The organism is Halobacteriovorax sp. HLS (genome assembly GCF_004006665.1).
Classification (GTDB): Bacteria; Bdellovibrionota; Bacteriovoracia; order Bacteriovoracales; family Bacteriovoracaceae; genus Halobacteriovorax.
The window spans coordinates 178857-201469 of the sequence record NZ_QOCL01000004.1 but is presented as its reverse complement, the minus strand read 5'-3'; the positions used below and the strand labels follow the sequence as shown (position 1 = coordinate 201469).

26 protein-coding genes are annotated in these 22613 nt (G+C 34.7%); 16 read left to right on the top strand and 10 right to left on the bottom strand.

Annotated features, from left to right (window positions below; translation table 11 throughout):
- Positions 1 to 32: 32 nt before the first annotated feature.
- From DPQ89_RS09215 to DPQ89_RS09205, 3 genes are all read right to left on the bottom strand, one after another.
- The gene (locus tag DPQ89_RS09215; RefSeq protein ID WP_127716649.1) at positions 33 to 605 is read right to left on the bottom strand and encodes a FecR domain-containing protein; all 573 of its coding nucleotides are present in this window, start codon (positions 603 to 605) and stop codon (positions 33 to 35) included.
- A 55-nt stretch (positions 606 to 660) separates the two neighbouring features.
- The gene (locus DPQ89_RS09210; RefSeq protein ID WP_127716648.1) at positions 661 to 1677 is read right to left on the bottom strand and encodes a hypothetical protein; all 1017 of its coding nucleotides are present in this window, start codon (positions 1675 to 1677) and stop codon (positions 661 to 663) included.
- A gap of 217 nt (positions 1678 to 1894) precedes the next feature.
- A complete protein-coding gene (locus DPQ89_RS09205; protein WP_127716647.1) occupies positions 1895 to 3556 on the bottom strand; it encodes a long-chain-fatty-acid--CoA ligase in 1662 nt (553 codons plus the stop codon).
- Between the two features lie 300 nt (positions 3557 to 3856).
- Here DPQ89_RS09205 and DPQ89_RS09200 point away from each other — a divergent pair, with 300 nt between their 5' ends.
- A complete protein-coding gene (locus tag DPQ89_RS09200) occupies positions 3857 to 4081 on the top strand; it encodes a DUF5522 domain-containing protein (RefSeq protein ID WP_127716646.1) in 225 nt (74 codons plus the stop codon).
- Here the strand turns inward: DPQ89_RS09200 and DPQ89_RS09195 are convergent.
- The 3 genes from DPQ89_RS09195 to DPQ89_RS09185 all read right to left on the bottom strand — a co-directional run bounded on the left by DPQ89_RS09195 (position 4068) and on the right by DPQ89_RS09185 (position 6262).
- Positions 4068 to 4325 (bottom strand): GIY-YIG nuclease family protein, encoded by a 258-nt coding sequence (locus tag DPQ89_RS09195; protein WP_127716645.1) that lies wholly within the window; start codon positions 4323 to 4325, stop codon positions 4068 to 4070. The genes DPQ89_RS09200 and DPQ89_RS09195 overlap by 14 nt on opposite strands.
- Positions 4322 to 5398 (bottom strand): DNA alkylation repair protein, encoded by a 1077-nt coding sequence (locus DPQ89_RS09190; protein WP_127716644.1) that lies wholly within the window; start codon positions 5396 to 5398, stop codon positions 4322 to 4324. Before DPQ89_RS09190 ends, DPQ89_RS09195 begins: the two co-directional genes overlap by 4 nt.
- A gap of 342 nt (positions 5399 to 5740) precedes the next feature.
- Positions 5741 to 6262 (bottom strand): hypothetical protein, encoded by a 522-nt coding sequence (locus tag DPQ89_RS09185; RefSeq protein WP_127716643.1) that lies wholly within the window; start codon positions 6260 to 6262, stop codon positions 5741 to 5743.
- Between the two features lie 199 nt (positions 6263 to 6461).
- Here DPQ89_RS09185 and DPQ89_RS09180 point away from each other — a divergent pair, with 199 nt between their 5' ends.
- On the top strand, positions 6462 to 6830 hold the full coding sequence (locus tag DPQ89_RS09180) for a hypothetical protein (protein ID WP_127716642.1): 369 nt from the start codon (positions 6462 to 6464) through the stop codon (positions 6828 to 6830).
- Positions 6831 to 6857: 27 nt separating this feature from the next.
- Here DPQ89_RS09180 and DPQ89_RS09175 read toward each other — a convergent pair whose 3' ends face one another.
- The gene (locus DPQ89_RS09175; protein ID WP_127716641.1) at positions 6858 to 7649 is read right to left on the bottom strand and encodes a hypothetical protein; all 792 of its coding nucleotides are present in this window, start codon (positions 7647 to 7649) and stop codon (positions 6858 to 6860) included.
- Between the two features lie 4 nt (positions 7650 to 7653).
- Positions 7654 to 8571, bottom strand: coding sequence for a class I mannose-6-phosphate isomerase (locus DPQ89_RS09170; protein ID WP_127716640.1), 918 nt, complete (start codon positions 8569 to 8571; stop codon positions 7654 to 7656).
- Between the two features lie 161 nt (positions 8572 to 8732).
- Here DPQ89_RS09170 and DPQ89_RS09165 point away from each other — a divergent pair, with 161 nt between their 5' ends.
- Positions 8733 to 9413 carry an LON peptidase substrate-binding domain-containing protein gene (locus DPQ89_RS09165; RefSeq protein WP_127716639.1) on the top strand — a complete coding sequence of 227 codons (681 nt, stop codon included), beginning with the start codon at positions 8733 to 8735 and terminating at the stop codon, positions 9411 to 9413.
- On the opposite strand, the gene DPQ89_RS09160 is transcribed toward DPQ89_RS09165, so the two are convergent.
- Positions 9410 to 10060 carry a diacylglycerol/polyprenol kinase family protein gene (locus DPQ89_RS09160; RefSeq protein ID WP_127716638.1) on the bottom strand — a complete coding sequence of 217 codons (651 nt, stop codon included), beginning with the start codon at positions 10058 to 10060 and terminating at the stop codon, positions 9410 to 9412. The two genes, DPQ89_RS09165 and DPQ89_RS09160, sit on opposite strands and share 4 nt — an antisense overlap.
- Positions 10061 to 10231: 171 nt before the next feature.
- On the opposite strand from DPQ89_RS09160, the gene DPQ89_RS09155 reads away from it, so the two are divergent.
- The 9 genes from DPQ89_RS09155 (at position 10232) to DPQ89_RS09115 (ending at position 18049) form a co-directional block, all read left to right on the top strand.
- Positions 10232 to 11170 carry an AAA family ATPase gene (locus tag DPQ89_RS09155; protein ID WP_127716637.1) on the top strand — a complete coding sequence of 313 codons (939 nt, stop codon included), beginning with the start codon at positions 10232 to 10234 and terminating at the stop codon, positions 11168 to 11170.
- Positions 11171 to 11181: 11 nt separating this feature from the next.
- A complete protein-coding gene (locus DPQ89_RS09150) occupies positions 11182 to 11862 on the top strand; it encodes a RodZ family helix-turn-helix domain-containing protein (RefSeq protein ID WP_127716636.1) in 681 nt (226 codons plus the stop codon).
- A 2-nt stretch (positions 11863 to 11864) separates the two neighbouring features.
- Complete coding sequence (locus tag DPQ89_RS09145) at positions 11865 to 12848, top strand: RluA family pseudouridine synthase (RefSeq protein ID WP_127716635.1); 984 nt, start codon at positions 11865 to 11867, stop codon at positions 12846 to 12848.
- Positions 12848 to 13435, top strand: coding sequence for a polyphenol oxidase family protein (locus tag DPQ89_RS09140; protein WP_127716634.1), 588 nt, complete (start codon positions 12848 to 12850; stop codon positions 13433 to 13435). The genes DPQ89_RS09145 and DPQ89_RS09140 overlap by 1 nt, the downstream gene beginning before the upstream one ends.
- Before the next feature lie 9 nt (positions 13436 to 13444).
- Complete coding sequence (locus tag DPQ89_RS09135) at positions 13445 to 14593, top strand: thioredoxin domain-containing protein (protein ID WP_127716633.1); 1149 nt, start codon at positions 13445 to 13447, stop codon at positions 14591 to 14593.
- A gap of 3 nt (positions 14594 to 14596) precedes the next feature.
- Positions 14597 to 15400, top strand: coding sequence for a TatD family hydrolase (locus DPQ89_RS09130; protein WP_127716632.1), 804 nt, complete (start codon positions 14597 to 14599; stop codon positions 15398 to 15400).
- 72 nt (positions 15401 to 15472) lie between these two features.
- Positions 15473 to 16891: a family 14 glycosylhydrolase gene (locus tag DPQ89_RS09125; RefSeq protein ID WP_127716631.1), complete on the top strand. Its 1419-nt coding sequence runs from the start codon at positions 15473 to 15475 to the stop codon at positions 16889 to 16891.
- A 23-nt stretch (positions 16892 to 16914) separates the two neighbouring features.
- On the top strand, positions 16915 to 17277 hold the full coding sequence (locus DPQ89_RS09120; protein ID WP_127716630.1) for a hypothetical protein: 363 nt from the start codon (positions 16915 to 16917) through the stop codon (positions 17275 to 17277).
- Positions 17278 to 17302: 25 nt separating this feature from the next.
- Entirely contained in the window at positions 17303 to 18049 is a 747-nt protein-coding gene (locus DPQ89_RS09115) for an ABC transporter substrate-binding protein (protein WP_127716629.1), read from the top strand.
- Here DPQ89_RS09115 and DPQ89_RS09110 read toward each other — a convergent pair.
- Positions 18027 to 19016 (bottom strand): hypothetical protein, encoded by a 990-nt coding sequence (locus DPQ89_RS09110; RefSeq protein ID WP_127716628.1) that lies wholly within the window; start codon positions 19014 to 19016, stop codon positions 18027 to 18029. The two genes, DPQ89_RS09115 and DPQ89_RS09110, sit on opposite strands and share 23 nt — an antisense overlap.
- A 161-nt stretch (positions 19017 to 19177) precedes the next feature.
- Here DPQ89_RS09110 and gap point away from each other — a divergent pair, with 161 nt between their 5' ends.
- The 4 genes from gap (at position 19178) to secG (ending at position 22573) form a co-directional block, all read left to right on the top strand.
- Positions 19178 to 20191 (top strand): type I glyceraldehyde-3-phosphate dehydrogenase, encoded by a 1014-nt coding sequence (gene gap / locus DPQ89_RS09105; protein ID WP_127716627.1) that lies wholly within the window; start codon positions 19178 to 19180, stop codon positions 20189 to 20191.
- Positions 20191 to 21390: a phosphoglycerate kinase gene (gene pgk / locus DPQ89_RS09100; protein WP_127716626.1), complete on the top strand. Its 1200-nt coding sequence runs from the start codon at positions 20191 to 20193 to the stop codon at positions 21388 to 21390. The genes gap and pgk overlap by 1 nt, the downstream gene beginning before the upstream one ends.
- Positions 21391 to 21397: 7 nt before the next feature.
- A complete protein-coding gene (gene tpiA / locus DPQ89_RS09095) occupies positions 21398 to 22135 on the top strand; it encodes a triose-phosphate isomerase (protein WP_127716625.1) in 738 nt (245 codons plus the stop codon).
- A 93-nt stretch (positions 22136 to 22228) separates the two neighbouring features.
- Positions 22229 to 22573: a preprotein translocase subunit SecG gene (gene secG, locus DPQ89_RS09090; protein WP_127716624.1), complete on the top strand. Its 345-nt coding sequence runs from the start codon at positions 22229 to 22231 to the stop codon at positions 22571 to 22573.
- Positions 22574 to 22613: the final 40 nt, after the last annotated feature.

Here is a 22613-nt window from a genome sequence, read left to right as displayed (position 1 = left end):
TCTAAATTTTAGACATGTTAGAATTATTACAGTTAGTTAACTTCTAGGCCCATCGACTTAAACTCATCTGTTGCCATTGTCATCATGTCAGAAGAGGCCTTTTTCACTTCAAATGCCTGCATAGAATCTATAAACTGATCTTCACCTCTATTTACAAGGTTTTTTGTTTTTCCATTATTCGTTTCAACGGAGCCTTCACAGACGCATAGATAACTCTTATCTTCTTCGACAGAAACCATAAACATAGTCCCTCTTACACCAAGAGAAGAATGGATTGTTTCTACTTTAAATTTTTGGTTCTTATTTAATTTTTGAACATAATTAAAGATCTTACCTTTAATTAACTTAAAGACAGTTTCATTCGACGTCATTTTCTTAATTACAACTTTACCACTTCTAAGTCTAACTAAGTGACCACTTTTAAATTTAATCTCTACAAAACTCTTTTCCCCAACTGTTTCCAAAATATCAAACTCATTTAACTTCATCCCCTGAGTTACTCTCGTTTTAATATTAACAACAGCATCACCCTTAACTCTAGAAACTGTTGCAAGATTGGCAAATGTAGAAAATGAAATGAAAAATAGAAATAAAAAAAGCTTCACAAAAATATCCTTTCAATAAGTTTATTCTATGAAGCTTCTTTGTTAAAGAAATTAATTACCAATTATCGTTAAAATCATTATCCCAATCATCATAATCGTCTCTACCATAACCATCATCATAGCTTACGTCAGAATAGAAATCGTCGTTGTAATCATATCCATACTCAGTATAGTCACCATCTAGCTTTTCAGAACAAAAGTAACGATATCCATATTCGTAGCTATTTAAATTATCTCTTAAGTCAGCACAAAGATCGTACCCTGTATTACAAGTATAGTTATAGAATCTTCTCTCAACAGTATTATTGTAACCATCAACTAATTCATAGTTACAGTAATCTATCCTAGAGTATCTATGTCTATAACCATTGTACGAATACCACGGATAATCATCCCACCAGTAATAACCATTAGTCCAAGTAACTCTTACTCTCAACCAATTATTCCAGTAAATATCTCTATAAGGAATTGTTCTATGATAGCTTCTATTAGTAGACCATCTTCTGTGATGAGTTCTGTCGTATCTATACGGCGCGTGATGATATCTAGTATATCTCGTATTTCTTGAGTTCCAGTTAGGTCTATGACGATAATTACGATGAGCTCTTGCTCTTGCATCGTCCCTAGAGTCTCTTCTATCTCTATTTACTCTCGCTCCAGAGTTATTAGATCCATTTCTGTTTCTATCTCTATTTACTCTCGCTCCAGAGTTATTAGAACCATTTCTGTTTCTATCTCTGTCTGCTCTCGCTCCAGAGTTATTAGAACCATTTCTGTTTCTATCTCTATCTGCTCTCGCTCCAGAGTTATTAGAACCATTTCTGTTTCTATCTCTATCTGCTCTCGCACCAGAGTTATTAGAACCATTTCTGTTTCTATCTCTGTCTGCTCTCGCTCCAGAGTTATTAGAACCATTTCTGTTTCTATCTCTGTCTACTCTCGCTCCAGAGTTATTAGAACCATTTCTTACACATGAGTTATCGCTTCTACAATTTCTTGCCGCTTCAGTTTCTATTGAACCGAATACAAGAGCTGTAAATAGCAATGAACACAATAATGTCACTTTCTTCATCTCATCTCCAATTTGTAAATATAGTGTGATTATCAAATAATAAATCTTGAATATCGCGGCTCGTAATAAATGAGAAATATTTTTTTAGAAAAAATAATATTTTTTAGAATCTTACACATATAGATATGACCATATGTGTAATATTAATTATTTAAAGGACGAACTTACATTTGAAATGAAAAAAGTGGCAAGATGGCCCTATAAAGGGCCATTCAAATTAATTATCTCTAAGATCTTTTCTTAAAATTTTTCCAACATTTGACTTAGGAAGCTCTTCTCTAAATTCATAGATTCTAGGAACTTTATAGCCTGTTAAGTTCTCTTTACAAAATGCTTTAAGCTCTTCTTTTGTAAGAGATTCATCCTTTTTAACTACAAACAACTTCACTACCTCACCAGACTTCTCATCAGGAGCACCAACTGCGGCACACTCGAAGACTTTAGGGTGCGATGAAATCACATCTTCAATTTCATTTGGATAAACATTGAATCCAGAAACAAGAATCATATCTTTTTTACGGTCTACGATTTTAAAGAATCCTCTTTCATCCATAACTCCAATATCACCAGATTTAAAAAAACCATCAGGAGTCATAACTTTAGCCGTCTCCTCAGGTCTATTCCAGTAACCCTTCATTACTTGAGGGCCTTTAATACAAATCTCACCAATCTCACCAACTCCCAAAGTTTCACCATCATCATTTTTAATTACAACTTCTGTTGAAGATACCGGAAGCCCAATTGATCCATTATACGCTTTTAAATCCATTGGATTGATACAAGCTGCTGGAGATGTTTCAGTCAAACCATACGCCTCAATCAAAGGAGTTCCAGTTACTGTCTTCCATTTTTCAGCGACAGGCTTTTGGACTGCCATTCCTCCACCTAAGGTTAATTTTAATTTAGAAAAATCAACTGTCTCAAAACCAGGAGTATTCAATAGACCATTAAAAAGAGTATTCACACCAGTAAAAGCAGTAAACTTCCACTTCTTCAATTCTTTTACAAAGCCAGGCATATCTCTTGGATTTGTTATCAAAACATTTAAAGCTCCTACAGTTGAAAAAGTAAAACAATTCGCTGTAAGACTAAAAATATGATAGAGAGGAAGTGGTGTAATAATAATTTCATTCCCCTCTTCTGTCACAGGAGAGATCCATGCCTTTGCTTGCATCAAGTTCGCAATGATATTTGAATGAATCAACTCAGCACCTTTTGAAACTCCAGTAGTTCCACCAGTATATTGTAGAAAAGCTGTTTCATCGGCCTTAATTTCCGGTCTAATAAATTTGGTTTCGTCTCCACTATTTACACAAGCTGTAAAATCTCTCGCCCCCTGAATACTCCAACTCGGAACCATTTTTTTAACATTTTTAATGACAAAGTTTACTATCATAGATTTTGGAAAACCTAACATATCACCGATCTGTGTCGTTAAAACATGCTCCACAGGAGTATTAGAAACAATATCCTCTAGCACACTGGCCGAGTTTTCAAAAATAACTATTGCCTTTGATCCAGAGTCAGTTAGCTGATGCTCTAATTCTCTAGCCGTATAAAGAGGATTCACGTTTACAGCAACCATGCCAGCTCTTAATACGCCAAAAAGAGCAACCGGATACTGAAGAATATTTGGCATCATCAACGCAACTCTATCACCCTTTTTTAAATTCAATTCGTTTTGAAGGTATGAAGCAAACTTTCTACTTTGAAGGTCTATCTCGCCATAAGTCAGAGACTTCCCCATACAATGAAACGCAGGTTTTTGTGAAAATTTTGAGAAGGACTCCTCAAGCAACTCCGGTATAGAGTTATACTTTGACGCATCGATCTCATGCGGTACACCTTCTTGGTATTCATTTTGCCAAACATAATTCATTCTAATCCCCTAATATTTGTGATTCTTATTAGTTCTTTTAAACAGATATTTTAACTCAATATCTCTATGAGTCTAATAATATTAATAACTAAGTACCCTTATAGGATATTCTAAACTTTTTTTCTTGCCTAGAAAAAATTGGGGTGGTAGAACTCTCCGGTCTATAAAAGAGCTAGGTACTTATAATGGATGTTAAGACCTACCTCTTGAAGAATTTATATTCTTATACACACGCGTTTAGCCTCCGGAATCGGAGGCTTTCTTCTTTTAAAACGAATATTTATGCGATAAATTATCTACATGACTAAGAAGTTGATCGAAAATATCCACTATTATTTAAATTCTGAAGGACTCATGGTCTTCACCAAAAAGTACCATCAAGAAAGAGGCTACTGTTGTCAAAGTGGATGTACTCATTGCCCATATGAATATCACTCGAGGGTTGACCCTTCTGTACCATCGGAACTTCAAAAACCTTGGCAAGAAGAGGAACTGGAGATTTATGATGGACCTATTGATGAATAGACTTAAGTAATTTTTCTTTCTGCTGTCTAGTTAGTTGTTTAATTTCATATTCTCTTTTACTCGCAAGAGATCTATTTTCGAATTCTTCTATATACACAACTTTTTTCGGCCTATTTGATCTAAAAAACTTTGCTCCCTTTTTCTTATCATTAAGGTGCTCATTAAATCTTCTCTCAACATCAGTAGTGATTCCTGTATAGAACTTATTAGAAGTGGTCTCTATGATATAAACAAACCAACTCATAAAACATTAAATCCATAACTTTTATACGAAACTCCATTAATAATTATGCACAGAAAATGTTTTCCAGGATGATGCTTTCGTGTCGTCATCTCTTTGAATGATTGTTTTTTTACAAATCGGTGACGGCCGGGTTGAAATTCATTCTCAGAAATTTTAAAAACTTTTCGAGAATGAGAACCATTCATTTTTAAGTAATCAATACCATACTCAATTCTTAGTTTCGATTTATTCGAGTTGGATATAGTAAACTCAAATTCTAGTTCTTTACCAATTTTAACTGTGCTACTTGTCCTTACTTTAGAGACTTTAACTTCATTAGTAGCTGCAAAACCAAATATTTTTAACGCTTTTTGATTACCTCTTTTTAAGAGTGTACGCAGACCATGTTTAACAACCCAGTCGACTTGTTGGTTTTCCCCAATCCAAGACTTTGCAATTTTCACGACAAGCTCGGGATGATCTTTACTTATATCATTTAAATTATTAGCAACACTTCTTCGTACATATAATTCGGGATCATTTTTTAGATTTTCTAAAATAGGTATTATTTGACTTGGATCAACTTTAAAATCTTTAATCGCCATGGCCCACGGAAGCCTGGGGCGACAACCTTCACTGGCGAGCCTTCTTACATGAAAATTTTTATCTCTACTCCAACTCAGAAGTGTTTTCATTACACGCTTAGAATCCTTAATAATAAAGGGACGAATCGCAAACTCAGAACTTGAATACTTAGTTAGCTCTTTAAGAGCATTTAAGGAGAGATTCCAATTTTCTTTCTCCTGCCCATACTGCTCGACAAAGTCAGCAAAGAACATCCCTTCAAATCCTCCAAAAGGAGGTGCTGCCTTTAAAATGATCTCTATTGATTTGAAATAGTCATTAGGAAGAAACTCTTTAAGGGTCACTGTGATCTTTCTCATGCGACTTTTTAACTCAAGATCTTCCCAGTCTTTATCTAATACTTTATTAGTAAATTCACGAGCTTTAAAAGAACAATGTTGCTTCTGAACTTCAGAAGCAACAAGTGATATATATTTTTTATTATAATTATTTTTAAGTAAATCGCTCATAGTTAATTATAAGCAATTTTTCTACATTAGTTCTAATTAATTTTAAAAGTTATAAACATAGAGAAGATAGAAAGAAAAAGTGGCCTCCCATATAGGGAGGCCTATATATGTAAAAGTCGAATGAGTTACCCTCTAATTACACAACACAAATAGGAAACCACACAACTTTAGAACTTGCTCAAAACCAGGAGCGTGGTAAAACTTTCGACTTCAAAACAATGAAACGCTTTGTAATTGAATCAACTCATTGAGTCTAGCTATTTAAAGTAAGTATAAAAAAGTTACATAGAAAGGATATTTATTTAAGGTGAGAAGGAATATCTCACCTTGAATAAGGATAGATTATTTTATTAACATTCCGCCTAATAATGCAGCTCCAGCAGCGAATATTATTGAGTTTGCCGCCGTATCCGAAATATTAAAAGTTGGGGACTGTTGCTTAGTCTTAGATCTATCATAATAAGGTATATCTGGACCTTGATCTTGAATATCACCTTGCCTAACGCTTAAGCTCTTCATACTAAATGTATTTGCTTCAAGCACACTTAATACGTGAACATAGCTCGCCACTTCTCCAACCTGATGCTTTTTCTGAGTAGGAACTGCTACTACAGTAAAGATTTTACTTTTATTTTTAGAGATCTTTTGCGCTGTCTTTGCGTCTTTAATAACAACGGGATAAGCATAGACCTTACCTGACTCATCTTTGATTTGAAAAAAATAATCTGTTCCATACTTCTTAGAAACTGCTTGCCCACTCTTATTAATAAACTTTCCAGTAAGAGTGAGTACTTCACCTTCATTCGAGTGTATAGAAACAGTACTCATTACAAGAAATAATAGACCTAATAGTATGCGCTTCATTTAAACCTCCAAATAATTACCTCCATTTTAAAGCAAAAATACAATAGGTAAAGCCTACAAGGTCTGTCTATTTTTTAGTCAGTATTGTAAGGGATATAGACAGTCATAGAGCTAAGTTATCAAATACAGGCTTGCGTTAATTGGCATGGGCATTGCTTATATATAACTAGAAACTGGCTACAAAACTAGAGAGATTATTATGAAAACAATTAGAGCAATATTTATCACACTTTTGACACTGTCATTTGTACAGATTATTCAAGCAAGAGCTGCGGTACATTCTAAGATTGAATGCCATACTCCTAGAATGAAGAAATCGTTTGTTATCTTTAATAACAAGGTGGCATTTCTTGAAGAAACTGAAACAGGAAGAATGGTTGCCTCAGCAAAGTCACTAAGAACAAAGAGAAAAGGAAGTGGGTTCACTAAAGTATTAAACTACTGGGGTGAAAGACATGAGATTCATGTTGGAGACACTAATAAGTTTTCTGAATTAAATGATTATTTAACAATTAGAACAAATAAAGGTCATGAGATCACGTACCCCCTAACGTGTTATCAGAGATAAAAAAAGCCTCCCGAAAGGGAGGCCTTTTTAGTTTCCAAAATTAAATTTCTTATACAAGTTTTCATCTTTACCTCTTGGAGGTATTGTATAATTCTCACAACCTGAAATAGGAACAGATCTCTCTCTAACAACCTTTCCAACTCCAGCAAGTTCAATAAAGTTAGATAGCTTAACCTTTCTCTTTGTATTATAAAAAGCAATTTCAAGGTAATACTCACCTCTCAACTCCTTTCCACCATTTATAACAGTATTGGCATAGTTAAATTCTTCAACCTTAGCAAGTATTCGCTCCTCTTCTACTGGAGAAACCACTAAGTTTGTAACGAGTGGATTAGAAGTGACAAGCTCTACTTTCTCAATCAGCAAGTCGTGATTAAAGGCCGGACATGGTAAATTTGAAAATCTACTCGAAACTGCTGAAGCCGCGTAATATACCTTAAAACTTCCAGTACTAAGTTGATTAATTCTCATCACATTCTTTTGCCCAGGAAGTATCAAAGGTATATAGAGATATCCCATTGTTTCATTTCTCATCATACCTCGGCGCTTTACTTTGATAACCCAACTATCAACACCGTACTTATCGACAAGAAAGTGTAGATGCTTTTTATCAATCTTAGGAAAGTTTACGACAATTTGAATTCCTCTAGAGACTGTCAAATTTCTCATTAGACCTACTTTCCAACGAACGACATCTATATCCTCTACTCCTGCACTTACAGGCTTTATAATAACCCTTTGTCCTGAATAAATAACTTCCGATTTCTTGTCACAGGAAATTGTTATAAGTAGAACAAATAATATAGAAAGAAGTTTCATAGAATTACCTTACAAAGAGAAAGTTTCCACTTCCTCTTACTTTAATTTTTTTACTTCCTGTTAAAGGAAGTAATATCGCCTCATACTCATTGCAAGAGTGAGCCTCACTATCTTTTTCAACTTCAATTTCACCAGACAGAACGAAGATAGATCCAAACTTATCATCTAATTTTAGCTCTACTTCACCAGATAGTTTGTAAGAAAATAAAGAGAAATCCTCAATATCTAAAAGCTTAATTTTCTCATGCTGAAAAATATTATTTTGGATTTTAAAATTAACAGGGTAATTAAATTCTTCATCAAATCGAATAACTTCTAGGGCCTTATCTATATGAAGCTCTCTTGATTTCCCATCTTTATCAACACGATTCCAATCCCAAACACGATAGGTAACATCAGAGCATTGTTGAACCTCTGCAAGAAAAACACCCTTTCCTATTGCGTGAGCAGTTCCTGCTGGAACATAGAAAAAGTCACCTTTCTTCGTTGGATAAAAATTCATCAATTCAGATAAATCGTCTCCCTCTTTTAAGGCCTTCTCAAAAGCTTCTTTCGTGACAGAGGACTTAATCCCTAAGAAAATTCCACAATTCTTTTGAGAATCAAGAATCAACCAACACTCAGACTTTCCTTTTTGTTGCTCGTGCTTCTTAGCGTAAGCATCATTTGGATGAACCTGGACTGAAAGATTGTCACTTGTTTCAATTAACTTTAAAAGATACGGTATTTCGGTAAGACTAGAGATCTTATCTAGGCTTCCTATTTTGCTTGATGATGGACCATCTGGATGAGCAGAGACTTCCCAAGTTTCACCTATGGGCAACTGTCCATCAAGAGATTCGAGCCCCTTGAGCTCTTGCAGTAAATTTCCTCCCCAAATTTTTCGGGAAGCAAATGGTTTCAATGGGATAATCGACTTCATTTTATAACCTCTTAAAATTACATTCTATAAAAAACATAGATTCTTGTCACCTAGTCGATTCTTCTACCTAAGAAATATAGAGAATAAGCCATTAAAGCACTGTAATCACATAATGGTAAAATTTCTAACTTTCTATTCATCTTCTACTGCTAAAATAACGTATGGAAACATTTCAAATAGCCGTACTTCCCATTCCTAATGTTGTGTTCTTTCCTTACACATCATTACCAGTCTACATCGTGGAGCCCGTGTATGCACAGATGATTAAAGACTGTGTAGAAAATGGTAAAGAGGTCGCTATTAGCAAGGCCCTTAATCTAGAACATTTGAATATGAAAGGTCGCTATAGCCCATCAAAAATATGTGGTGCAGGAACTCCAATAATTTTAAATGAAACTGAAGATGGAACTTTAAAAATACTAATCAAGGGAACTAGAAAAGTTAGACTTGTAAACGTTGAACAAAATCTTCCTTACCTAATTTATCAAGCAGAACTCTTTGCGGATAAAGTAGAATCTGAAAAATTCCATGGTCCTCAAATAGAGAACCTAAAAACTCTACTAGACAACTGGTTACTTGAAAGTGTGCCTGACTCCTTCGAAAGAGAGTCATTTAGTAAGTCGTTAAGTTCTATTTATCATGTTGTAGATTATATCTGCATGTTTCTTGTTCATGATCCAGACCTAAGACAACTTCTTCTTGAAAATAATTCGATGTTTGAAAGAATACAACTATTAAGTTCTTTATTTAACAATCCTCATCAATTTTCAGAGCGACCAATAGTTGTAGACGCTATAAAGTGCTATGAGGAGATCGAAAAGACCTCCAGAGTGGCCCACTAAAGAATCGGAATGAGATTATTTACAAGAGTTATTCCCAATCCCGAAACAACTGGAATAGAAAGATTATCATCGATAAAGACACTGCAAAGCTCAGAGACTGCGCCAACAAGACCAACTATTATACTAAAAACTAATAACTCCAATCCTGGTTGGTAATAGTAGCCTCCATAGAGAAAAGTAATAGCATAGCAAATGATAAATCCGGCCATCGCCCCTTGCATGGATTTGTTTCCAAAAATCTTATCTTTACCATAAAGAACCCCAAAGAATGAGCATATTGGATCAGCAAAAATAAGAAAGAGCGAAGAGAGAACTGCAATCTTTTCATCAAATAATAAAAATGAAAGTGCAACGCCTAGTGCGTAGAATGGAAAGCCACTCATAGAATTCTTTTCAGAGTCTCTTAAAAAAGGCTTCATTAATTTTAATACAACACGATTAACAGCAGAAACTTTAAGTCTGGTGATTTCGACAAGAATTGCTACGATGGCCAAAGTCAAAAGCCCCCAAGACATAGTCTTAGCACTTAAGTCAAAGTGAGAGTAAGCAAAGAGTCCAATACAGCCTGTACCCATGTGCCATATCTTTCTAACAATATGTAAATCACTTCTAAGTGCAAATGTTTGGTTTTCTATTTCAGTACTCATTTATGACCCCCTGAATTTCGAAGCAGAGTCTAGCTTAGCCACTCTAAGTAGTCCATAGTTGAGCAAATTATTCAACTAAAGTTGTTTTTATCCACATTTTACTAACTTAACCCCTTACATATTGATATTTCTTACATATAATAAATTATATTTTTAGGGACAGAAAATATTATGCAAAACACAACTGAAGACTTACATAGTAAAATAGACTCTACGCGAAAGACAAAAATCTGGGCGATTGGAGGCGGAAAAGGTGGCGTTGGAAAAAGTTTGGTTACGGCCAACTTATCTATCTGCCTCGCCTTAATGGGTTACAAAGTTGTAACCATCGATCTTGATCTAGGTGGAGCAAATCTACATACATGCCTAGGCGTACCTATTCCTGATAAAACATTATCAGATTATCTTACAAAGAAAGTTAGAACTTTAAATGAACTTCTAACATCTACTCCAATTGAAAACCTTTCCATCATAAGTGGTGCTCAGGATGATATTGGAATAGCTAACCTTAAGCAGATGCAAAAAGCAAAGATCATAAGTAAAATGACTGAGCTAGATGCTGATTATGTACTATTTGATTTAGGGGCGGGAACGACATTCAACACTCTTGATTTCTTTATATCAGCAGATCAAGGTATTCTTACTGCACTTCCTGAGCCGACTAGTATAGAAAACACGTACCGATTTATTAAAAGTGTTTATCATAGAAAGCTAAATATGGTGGAAGACTTACTTGAAATTGGCCCTCTAATTGACCAGGCCATGAATGCAAAGATCTCTCAAAACTCAACTCCTGCAGATCTCATTGCGAGAGTAATTGAGATAAATCCTGAGATGGGACATAAATTGAAGATGGAGATAGAGAAGCTATCCCCAAAACTCATTATCAATCAAGTCAGAACACAAGCAGATATAGACATTGGATTTTCTATGAAAATCATTTGCCGTAAATACTTTGGTATCAATCTCGATTACGTTGGTTTTTTAGATTACGATGCAACAGTCTGGCAAAGTGTAAAAAGAAGGCGTCCATTACTAATGGAATTTCCAAACTCTACACTTGTAAATAACTTCGATAAAATTGTTCATAGATTATTAAATATTTCTTAAAAGGTTATAATTTGGAAAAGTCAAAGAATTACTACGATGTACTTGAAATCTCAAATCAAGCAAATCAGGAAGATATCCAACAAGGATATATCAGAGCAAAGAATGCTTACTCACAAGATTCATTAGCACTCTACTCTATTATGACAAAGGATGAGTGTGACCAAATTCTTAATCTTATAGAAGAAGCTTATAGTATTATTAGTGATCCAATGAAGAGACAGCAATATGATGAAGCAAGAGGTCTCAATAAAGATTTTAATTACTATACTCCAAACACATCTACTGTTCTCAATCAAAGATCGGACTCTGCTGATTCTAAACTAGACAAGGCGCTTGGAACTAGCGAGAAGCCTTCTGGTGAAAGTATGACTAAGATAGTTGCGACAAAGAAATATTCTCTTGCCTATGAAGAAAATCCAGAGATGGAAGAGAAAATTTCTCAAGCGACTGAGTTCACGGGAGAATTCTTAAGAGAGATTAGAGAGTATAAGAAAGTAGATATTATTAGAATGGCAGAGATGACAAAAGTATCTAAGACTTATTTAAAGTATATTGAAGATGAAGCTATAAATAAGCTTCCGGCCCTTGTTTATGTAAGAGGATTCGTTTTTCAATATGCTAAATGTTTAAAGCTAAATCCTGATATTATAGCAACATCATATCTTAATAGAATTAAAGAACTCAAAGGTTAGTAGTGACTGCTGGTGATGATGGGGAGAAATTTACTTTTGTTATCACAGAGCAGGACAAGAACGAGTTTAAACGTTTAGATCAATACCTTGCTTCAAAGCTGAAAGATCAAAGTAGATCATATATCAAAATGATTTTTGAGCAAGGTCTCATAACAGCTAAAAATAATAAGAAAAAAATTGAGCTTAAGAAGTTTCCTGAAGTAGGTTGTGAACTAACTGTTATTATCCCTACTCCACGCTCAGCAGACGCTCAACCAGAAGATATACCTATCGAAATACTCTTTGAAGATGAGCACTTAATCATTATAAATAAAGCCGCAGGTATGGTAGTTCATCCAGCACCAGGTAATTATACAGGAACTTTAGTTAATGCAATTCTACATCATTGCAAAGACCTACAAGGCGTCGGTGATCAAAAAAGGCCTGGTATAGTCCATCGTCTTGATAAAGGAACTTCCGGTGTAATGGTTGTAGCAAAGAATCAGAAAACTCATGAAGGCCTAGTTAAACTTTTTTCTACACACGATATTGAAAGAAAATATGAATGTGTGGCCATGGGAAAAAAATTTGATGAGTCTGGAGTATTAAAATCAACGATTGGTAGACATCCTCAAAATAGATTAAAAATGTCCATTGAATCTAAAGATGGAAAGAATGCCATTACCTACTACAAAGTTATAACACAATTTTCTAAAGTTGCTCACCTTGAAATGACTCTAGAGACAGGTAGAACTCATCAGATAAGGGTTCACCTAAGTCAGCTACTTAATCGCCCTATAATGTGCGATCCTCTGTATAGTAATCCTAAAGAAAATCTGCAAAGAGTTGGAAAAAATATCGCTGCTATTATTGGTAACTATGAATTTCCATTTCTACATGCAAAACTTCTTGGTTTTGTTCACCCAATAACTAAAGAGAAAATGTTATTTGAAACACCTCCTCCTGAAATCTTTCAAAAGGTTTTAGAAGGTTTGAGGTTAGAATAATGCCAAAGAAAACTTTTTCAAAAAATATTGCTGGATTCACATATGAAGTATGGAACGATAGACCTACTGACCTAGATTTAATTTGCGTAGATCAAGTTCACTCAAATGGAATTTATCATTATAGTGATGAGTCTTCTAAAAATAATGCTGACGCCATTATCTCAAACAATAAGAATGATATTTTAGCAATTAGAACCGCTGATTGCTTACCAATAGTTCTCATTGGAGATCACGAATTCGCACTTGTTCACGCTGGTTGGAGAGGACTTCAAAGTGAAATACTTCTGCAAGATCGTCTCAAAGAACTTAAGCCTCAATATGCATTTATAGGCCCTCATATCCGAGTAGAACAGTACGAGGTTGGAGAAGACTTTAAACAAAATTTTCCTAAATCTACTCATTTCTTAGATAGACAAGGCAAAATTCATTTTAATATGCTCGCCATGGCCCAAGAACAATTGAGTTCAAACTATCATGGCATTATAATAGAAGACAGCGCTCTCGACACTTTCACTAATGAAGATTTTCATAGTTATCGAAGAGGCGATTTATTGCAAAGAAATTGGAATATTTTAAAATATAATTAGGAGATAAACGTGGATAAGAAGTCCTTTTACAAAGACAGCTCATTTAATATGCAGATACTTATGGGAGTAATTGCAACAGCTATGATTGCAGTCTCAATTTACTTAACGAATCACTACTTTCAAGTAAAGTTTCCAACGAGTATCACTGAAGCATCAGGTATTTGTAATATTAACTCCTTCTTTAATTGTGATACTACGACAAACTCTCCTCTATCGAATATTGCAGGTGTTCCAATCTCTTTGTTTGGTATACTGATGGGTGTTTTTATTTTCGCAGGTTTTCTATTTAAAAATGAAGAAACCGAAAAAACAAACCACTTAATACTCCTTGTGAATGCTATTGGATGCTTTGTTCTATTTCTATACTCATTGATCGCACTTGGCGGCCTATGCCCAATGTGTACGATTTATTACATTCTTTCTTGGTTAGCAGCTTTCCTATTTTTCAAGTTTAGTTCTCACAAAGGAATTGACCCTAAGACCATAGGAATTTATGCTGTAGTTGCTTTAATAAGCTCGGGACTTCTTTATAAGAATGTAAGTGACAAAGAGAGCTACAACTCAAAAATCGCAGACAGCCTTTTAAAGCAGTATTGGGGATTACCTAATTTAGGAAACCCAGCAGAAGACTCAAAGTTTCGTATTGTTTCAGCCTCTGAAAATTTCTCAGATGCTCCACTACAAATTACATTCTTCTCTGATTTTCAGTGTCCTGCATGTAAAGCATTATCGAATAACACTCATCAAATAATTAACAAGTATAAGGGTAAGATTAATATTCAATATATGTTCTATCCTCTAGACCATAATTGTAACCCGTCAATGCAAAGGCCACTACATACTCTTGCTTGCCAAGGAGCTTACCTAGCGAGCTGTTTACCAACTAAATTTGCTAAGGTACACGATGATATCTTTAATAACCAAGAATCCCTTACACTAGATTGGCTTCAAAGTTACGCAAAGAAAGAAGGCGTTTTAGAGTGTATGCAAAGCGCAGAAACGAAGAAATCTGTACAAGATATTATAGCGGCTTCTTCTCCTTTTAATATTAGGTCGACGCCAACAATGTTAGTAAATGGAGTTAAGATTGAAGGTGTACTTCCACTAAGCCAACTTTACATAATTCTAGATGATATCTTAAAGAAATCTGGAAAATAATAAATGAGTAAGAAACGTAGAGAGATTCCAATATTTGACTTTCCTATCATTGAGACTCACTGTCATTTAGACTATCTCAAAGATAAGGAACTTCAAGAAACTCTCGACGTTTCTTTCAAACATGGCATAGAAAAAATTATCACTATATCCGTCTCTCCTAATAACTTAGACACTGTGATTGATCTTAGTACAAAACATGAAAATATCTATTGTACTCAAGGCATACATCCTCATGAAGCAAGATTGTGGAATCAGCAAGTAAGACAGCAGATTCTTGAGAATCTTTCATTTGAGAAAGTTGTAGCTGTTGGAGAAATTGGGCTTGATTACTACTATAACAAATCTCCAAGAGAAATTCAGATCGAAGCATTTAAAGAACAATTAGAAATCGCTATAGAAAAGGATTTACCTGTAGTAATTCATACTAGAGATGCCGATGAAGACACCATTGAAATTCTCAGTGACATGGCCCCTCGCCTTAAGAAAAAAGGAGTTATTCATAGCTTCACCTCTTCAATTGAGCTTGCTAGAGTTGCCCTTGATTTAGGTTTTCACTTGGGCTTTAACGGAATTATAACTTTTAAGACTGCCCAGAACGTAAGGGACGTTCTGGAGATCTGTCCTATTGAAAGAGTTCTACTTGAAACCGATGCACCCTTTCTTACTCCCGTTCCCTACAGGGGTAAAGAGAATGCTCCTTACTACCTTCCATTTATTGCAGAGTTTGTTGCTCAAACTAAAGATATTGAGCTAGAAACAGTATTAAAGAGTTGTTATCAAAGCTCTAAGTCCTTATTTTCCATATGAAATCAAATAGTTAGACTATTGTATTTTCTACAATCCACTAGATTGTATTTCTAATTCTGATATTATATTGCCATGCAACAACCATTAAGGGTAATAAAAATTATCGCTTATATTCACCTTACGCTTCTAAGCTTGGCCATAAACGCCGCGAAGTTCACACCTGTTGTAAAAGCAACTTCGGCAATTAATAATTTTGATACATCTGAAGATCAATCATGGGTTGAATTTGATGAACGCTTAAAGCAGATGAAAGAGATTGGAGTAAACTCTGTAGCTACTGAGATTTGGTGGGGAGTTGTTGAAAAGAGCGATAATAATTTTGATTGGTCTTACTATGAAAAGGTTTCTAATTTAATTATAAAAAATGGTCTTAAATGGATACCTACAATTTCATTTCATAGTTGTGAACCTAGCTTAGAATTAAATTGTAATATTTCGGTACCGAGCTGGATCTGGACTAAATATAATAACGAAGAGCTAGCTCTGGATAGCAATTCATTAAAGTACCTAGATGAATTGGGTAATGCTTCTGTTTCATCAGTTTCTGTTTGGGCAACACAAATTGTATTAAATGATTACAAGGATTTTATAATCTCATTTGCTGATCGTTTTTCAAGTATTGCTAATAGCATAGAAGAAATTAACTTAGGAATTGGACCAAATGGAGAGGTACGCTATCCAAAGTCTTTTAGTAATGATGATCAAAAAATTGTGCTCAACCAAGCGCATTCAAAACTTGCAAAGCAGTCATTTATCAACTTCGTAAAGAATAAATATAAGACTATAGAGAATATAAGTAGTGTCTGGGGCAATGAACTTACAACATTTGAAAATATTCAAACACCTTTATCAAAGGTCCTATTGGAAAATAACACTCTTCTTTCTCAGTACTCTAAAGATTTTTACGAATGGTATAATCAATCATTAATAGATCACGTACAGTTAGTCGTAACTACTGCAGTTAGGGAACTTAACAAAGATGACTCTCCTTTCAAGAATAAACCTATTGGAACTAAAGTTCCTAATGTTCCTGAAATAAGTAAGCAACACAGATTGGCCGAGCTAAATGCAGGACTCATAAGAATTGACACTAATTACTTAGATGCTAACCCTGCACTATCTTACACGGACTTAATAAAATCTTTTACGACTATAAAAGAGCTCACGAAATATCAAAGCTTTAATTTTACATATACTGGACTAGAAAAAAGTGATCAGAATCAAGATGGAAACTTAACTTCAAGGGCCAAGACCTTAGTTATAGCTATCTCTGAATTATCAAAATCTAATAATATACCTATCAAAGGTGAAAATACATCTGCTAGTACTCTTGGCTCAAACTCATCTTGGGATAATATGTGGAGCGCTATTCAAAATGCTCAGTATTCAGGTTTAACAATTAATAGACTTGAGAAGATTTCGTCAAATCCTCTCGCTCTAGACTTCTTAAACTGGATTATCGACAATACAAAGAACGAGACTATAGATTAAAAAATAATATCCGATAAAGAAGAATGAATAAATTAACACTTCTTTTCGTACTTATTTTATCAAGTAATTCTTTTGCCAAGACTGAAAGTATCAGTGTTAGAAGTTATCTTAGAACAGAGTTTGACTCTATGTTCGAAATTAAAGTTTTCGAGTATCCAAAAGTAATTCTAGATTGTCAGAGTTTTTTTAATCAACTTGTTGTCTATGAAAATACGACTGTCGCTGTTAAAGAAAAAATAATCTACCCACTAAGCTTTGAAGATTGTTTTAATGCTCACGAGTTTTTATTTAACTCACAAAATGAAAAAACTCCAGTTTGTCTTACCTTAGACAAAGAGTACTCTACCGTTACACTTTCTAACAAAGACTCCATTAATTGTAAGTAAGCCTCATAAGGTTTATACTGTAAATATGAGATTACTAATTTTCTTTCTATTCATTTCTTTAAATAGTCATGCGGTACAATTTAACAAGTATCAACTCAACTATGTTGTTCTTGAAAAAACAGCTGAGCCTTTCCAAATAATTAATGGCCATAAAGATGGACTCATAACAGACATCATTAATGAGATAAATAAAGAAATTAATTATACAAATAAAATTAATACAATTACGCTTCCGTTTCTAAGGGCCTTAAAAGTTATGGAAGAAAATAATGATCTTAGATGGATCTCCTATGGAGCAAAAGAATGGTCAACGATTCAAAGTAAGCTCCTATCAAAAGAGCCATTATTCAAGGTAGAACACAAACTTGTAACAAGAAAGAACTTTCGTTTTAAAAAAATTGAAGACCTATTTGGAAAGAGAATCGCTCTTATAAGTGGTTTTAATTATCCCGGAATCGAAAAGTATATTAAGAATAAGAAAATTGATGTACTAATTGTTTCAACTCATGCCAGTGCCCTTAAGGCCGTTAAAATAAAGAGGGCCGATGCATTTCCTGAGATTTTACTGCGTGTGAAACATCACATAACGAAAGAAAAGTTAAATATCAAAGATTACGAATTTCACAATTTTAATAAATATATTGGTAGTTATAACTTTCATCTAGCCTTTTCAAAAGGAATGAAAGGACAAATAGATAAGTATGATTCGGCAATAAGAAAATTGCGCAAAGATGGTAAGATTAAGAAAATTATTTGGAATTACTTGCGCTAGAATACTCTTTCATCATATTCATAAAAAGATTTTTCATTTGATTCTTTTCTTCACTTCTATTTTTATAGTCGCTTAAAACTTCATCAATTCCAGCGAAAATACTTTGCTGAATATCATTTGAATCATCCAACTCTGTGTGCTTTTCTTGCCTTAATTCATTTATAACTTCAGTTTTATTTAGGTTTCTCGCGATATTTGGACCATCATTAAAGAACATATCTTTATTGCTAATAAAGTTTAAATTCTTTTTCACATTATTTGGGATTAGATCATTATCAAAACCTACAGAGTCCAAAGTCACTAACAGGTCTACTTTTCTAAACCCATATTCTAAAGTATTTAGCTTATTTGAAATACTAACAACACCGTCCCCACCTAATGAGTGCCCAACTAAAACGACTGGCTCATCTTTAGGAGTTCTACTAATCTCTTGAAGTATCTTGTCTTCATCTTTCCATGAAAAGTGTTGAGAGTTCTCAATATGGTTTGCCATGGACTCCAGACCCTCACCATCTTCACTTATCCCTGCTAAATGTAGACCACTAACGAATATTACTCTCGCCCCATCTTTAAGACCTTGCTCATCCTTTTCAACCAGAACTTCACTTACTTCTTTTATAGGTGAATTGTCTGGAATTACTCCTGTAGCAATATCAGCAAGACTGCTTACACCAGGCATTTGAAGTGCATTCTTGGCCACACCGAGTGCATCAGACAAAAGATGTGAAGAAGCTTTTTTTATCTCATTCTTATTTTGTTTGAGATTTTCTTTGAGATCATCTTTCATGCTCTTCTGCGGTTTCATGGCCTTTTCTTTAGACTGTGGAGACAACTCAACCTTATCTTGAATATTTTTCAAAGACTTACTGTCTTTTTCATCGATAAGACTCAAGGCCTTCTTATTAGTACGATTTTGGATATAATCGTTTCTAGAGGCATAATGTTTAATTTGAGGTTCAGTCTTCATTAACTCTATTTTACAAATAAAATCATATTAACGCACCTAAGCAATATATATCCCCTAAAAACAGACTAAAATACTCCCCTAAGCGCCATAAATGCTACCCAACCACTCGTATTTATGGCATAGTCCTGACATTAATTATTTAATTTTTACGCGGAGTTAATATGACTAAGATAAGAGTTGGAATCAATGGAATGGGTAGAATTGGTAGAACAGTTCTAAGAGAAATCTTCAACCGTAATGTTGAAGAAATTGAAGTTGTATCAGTTAATAGTCCTGGTAAGCCGACTGACTATGTTCACCTACTAAAGTATGACTCAATTCATGGAAGATTTAATGCCGATGTAAAGTTTGACGACGGTATTCTTAATATTAATAATCACAAAATTACTTTTCATGCTTGTTATGACCCAGCAGAGATTCCTTGGTCAGATGATAAAGTAGACATCGTTATTGATGCGACAGGTGTTTTCAAGGATAAAGCAGGACTTGGAAAGCACTTAGGTGGAACAGTAAAGAAAGTAATCATGTGTGCTCCTGGAAAAGATCTTGATGGAACTTTTGTTATGGGAATAAATAACGATACATATGATGCTAACTCTCATCACATTATTTCTAATGCAAGTTGTACAACAAATTGTTTAACTCCTGTTGTAAAAGTTCTTAATGACACTTTTGGTGTTGTAAATGGATTTATGACTACAGTTCATTCTTATACAGGTGACCAATCTATTTTAGATACTTCACACGCAGATAAAAGAAGAGCTAGAGCAGCAGCTATTTCAATGATTCCTACAACAACTGGTGCAGCAAAAGCTGTGGGACTAGTTATTCCAGAACTTAAAGGAAAGCTAGATGGATTCTCAATTAGAGTCCCTACTCCAAATGTTTCGCTAGTAGACTTAAATGTTACACTTAAGAAAGATGTAACTATTGAAGAAGTTAATGCTGCTTTAAAGGAAGCTTCAAGTTCTAATTTAAAAGGTATCCTTGCTTATGAAGAAGAAGAGCTTGTTTCTTGTGATTACATGGGAATGAGAGAATCTTCTTGCGTAGATGCAAGTCTTACAAACGTAATTGAAGGTAAGAACGTAAAAGTTGTTACTTGGTATGATAATGAAGCTGGATTCTCAAATAGAGTAATTGATCTTGCAACATTCATAGGGAAGCAACTGTAATGGCCTTAAAGTTTATTGATGAAGTAGAAGTTCAGGATAAGGTTGTTATTGCTCGTTTCGACTTCAATGTTCCTCTTGATAAGAAGGACCTTTCGAAGATTACAGATACGACGCGAATTGATATGGCCCTAGAGACTATTAAGTACTTGCTTGATAACGGTGCAAAGAAATTGATTCTAATGAGTCACCTTGGGCGTCCTAAAGGAAAAGTAAATCTTGATTACACACTTGAGCCTGTTGCAACTTACCTTGCCAATAAACTGGAACAAGATGTTGTTCTTACAGAATCATGCTTAGATAGAGGAATAAAAACTCTTTTAACTCTTAATGAGTCTAAAATTATTCTCCTACAGAACCTAAGGTTCCACCCAGAAGAGGAACAAGGTAATCAGGAGTTTGCTAAAGCACTTGCAAGCTATGCTGACATATATGTGAATGATGCTTTTGGTACTGCACATAGAAAACACGCTTCGACTTATACAATAAATGGTTATTTTAAAGATAAGGCCTATGGTGGTTTCTTAATGAAAAAAGAAATCTTGGCCCTTAGTAAAATAGTAGAGAAACCAAAAGCTCCATTTGTAGCGATTGTTGGTGGCGCAAAAGTTTCAGATAAAATTAAGATTATCGAAAGGCTTATTGTAAATGTTGATCATCTACTCATCGGTGGAGCTATGGCCTACCCATTCTTAGTCGCGAAAGGCTTTGATGTTGGTAACTCAATGTGTACTCAAGATGATGTTAAACTTGCCAAAAAGATTCTTATGTCTTCAAGTAAGTCGAAAGTAGTTCTCCCAATTGATCATATTGTATCTAAAGAATTTGGAGGAAAACCAGAGATCTGTAACACAGTTGAGATTGGTGGAGATAAAATGGCCCTTGATATAGGACCTGCAACTATAAACCTTTACAACGAAAAGCTGGCTGGTGCTCAAACTGTTCTTTGGAATGGACCAATGGGACTATTTGAAAATAATGATTATGCAAAAGGGACTCTTGCAATTGCCAAAACACTTAGTGAGATGGAAAATGCATTCACTCTTGTTGGTGGCGGAGACTCTGTTAGTGCAGTAATGCAGTCGGGTCTTGCTGATAAAATGGGCCATGTATCAACTGGTGGTGGTGCATCTTTAGAATTTATAGAAGAAGGTACTCTTCCAGGAGTTCAAGCACTAAGATTTGGAATAGACTTAAACTAGGATAATTATGAGACAAGTACATATAGTCGGAAATTGGAAAATGAATCAAACAACATCTGAGGTTGATACATTCTTCAAAGAACTTGGAGATCTAAGTGAGGTTTCAGCTCAGGCGTGGATTGCGCCTCAGGCAATTCACTTAGATAGACTACTCAAATTCCCTCAAATTAAATGTGGTGCTCAAAATTGTGCGCAAAACGACTCAGGAGCATTCACTGGAGAACTTAGCCCAAAGTCTCTAAAAGATATTGGAGCTCATTTCACACTAGTTGGTCACTCTGAAAGAAGGTCAATTTACAAAGAAAGTGACGAGCTTTTAAATGCCAAAACATTAAAAGCACTAGAGAATGATCTTGTGGTTATTTTTTGTGTTGGTGAAACTTTAGAACAAAGAGAGGCCAACCAAGTAGAGACAGTACTGAAGTCTCAACTTGAGAATGGTCTAAGAGGACTCAACTCGACTCACATAGGGAAAGTTATTATTGCTTACGAGCCAGTTTGGGCAATCGGTACAGGAAAAGTGGCAACACCTGAGCAAGCACAGCAAGCTCACAAGTACACAAGATCTGTTCTTGAATCTATCGATGGATTTTCTGCTCAAGAGACAATAATCCTTTACGGGGGAAGCGTTAAGCCTGACAATATCAAAGGTCTTCTTTCTAATGAAGATATTGATGGAGCATTGGTTGGTGGAGCCTCTCTAAAAGGTCAAAGTTTCAAGGACTTATGTACGCAGGCCCAGTAAATTTTAATGAGTTTTAGCATGTTTCTTGCCAAAGACTTAAAGATTTTGTTATTTATAGAAATTAAAAAATTAATTATATAAGGTATTTAAATTATGTTCACTTCTCTAATGGTTTTTCATATTGTTATCTCGATTCTTTTAATCGTTCTTGTTCTTTTACAATTTGGTAAAGGTGCAGAAGCTGGATTACTTTCAGGTGGTGGAGATGCTTCTTTTACAGGTGCTCAACAAGGAAATATCCTAACAAAGCTAACTACAGTACTAGCTGTTCTTTTTCTTGGAAATTCAATCTTACTTGCGAAGATTCAATCAACTAAATCTTCTTCTTCAATCCTTGATGGTGACGCGCCAATCGCTGCTCCATTAAATAATGATGCTCCAATTGAAGCAATGGAAAATAAAGAAGAAGCTGCTGACGCGAAAACAGAAACAAAATAATTCGAAAATAAATTCTTTGATTTATTGGCCTGCTAGATTA